Origin of the sequence: Micromonospora sp. MH33, from assembly GCF_003013775.1 — a bacterium.
GTDB lineage: Bacteria > Actinomycetota > Actinomycetes > Mycobacteriales > Micromonosporaceae > Micromonospora > Micromonospora fulviviridis.
Map to the genome: position 1 here is coordinate 1 of NZ_MUYZ01000654.1, position 1072 is coordinate 1072.

General features: G+C 77.3%; 1 protein-coding gene and 1 pseudogene. Both read right to left on the minus strand.

Going from position 1 to position 1072, the window contains the following annotated elements:
* A partial coding sequence (locus B0E53_RS36705) for a bifunctional adenosylcobinamide kinase/adenosylcobinamide-phosphate guanylyltransferase (RefSeq protein WP_210406374.1) occupies positions 1-582 on the minus strand: 582 nt, incomplete at its 3' end.
* A gap of 51 nt (positions 583-633) precedes the next feature.
* Positions 634-1072: pseudogene (locus B0E53_RS38345) on the minus strand (hypothetical protein); the annotation flags it as partial.

The window sequence follows — 1072 nt, forward strand, 5'->3', positions numbered from 1 at the left end:
GACGTCCGCCTGGCCGGGGCCGGGCCGGGCCGGCGCGGCCGGCTTCAGCCAGGCGGTCTGCCCGGCCACCACCAGCGCGACGGCGTCGCAGGCGTCGGCGACCGCCCGGTTGGTCACGCCCAGCGCGTCGGTGAACGCCCGGCCCAGCGGCGTGGTGGGCACCAGGGACAGGCCCACCTCGGGGCTGACCAGCACCAGCCGGGCGGCGCTGGCCCGGACCGCCGCGGCCAGCTCGGCGATGGTGGCCGTGTCGTCGGCCGGCTGGTGGGCCGGGTCGAGCAGCACGGTCACCCAGCCGCCCAGGTCGTCCACGAGCAGCGTCTCGTTCGGCCCGGCCGCCGCGATCACCTCGGCCAGCCGGCCGGGGTCCGCGGCGGTCTCCTCGGTGGTCCAGCTCCCCGGCCGGCGGGCCCGGTGCGCCGCGAGGCGGGTCGCCCACTCGGTGTCCTCCGGATCCCCGGCGGGAGCGGTGGCCACGTACCGGACCGTGGGCGCGTCGGCGACCACCGATTCGGCGAACTCCGACTTGCCGGAGCGGATACCGCCGAGCACCAGGAGGGTGTTCCACCCGTCAACGGACATGCCCGTACCTTAAAGCCGTCCGGCGGGTCGCCGCCCGCCGGCCCGGTCGGCTCAGTCGCAGTGCTCGAACGGGCTGGCGTAGCTGGCCCCGCCCGCCGACCCGCCCCACTTCACGCAGACCCCGGCGGCGTTCGCCCGCACCGGCCCGGCGTAGTACTGGTAGCTGCCGCTCGCGGTCTGCCGCGCCTTGCCCTGCACCTCCAGGTACGTGGTCACCGTGGTGGCCCGCCCGACGTCGGCGTCCTTGAGGGTGACCACGCAGTTGGTGCCGGCGGCGATGCTGTACAGCAGGTAGACCCGGCCCTGGCGTACCCCGCCGGCGGTCAGCGTCGCCGAGTCGATCACCTGGTAGCCGCTGCCGCACACCTGCCCCGCCGTGTACGGCTGCTTCGGACCGGCCGTGCTCGCGGACGGCGCGGGCGCGCCGGTGGTCGGCGCCGGGCCCCCGCTCGACGGGGCGCCGGCGTCCGCCGCCGGGCGGCTCGGCGTG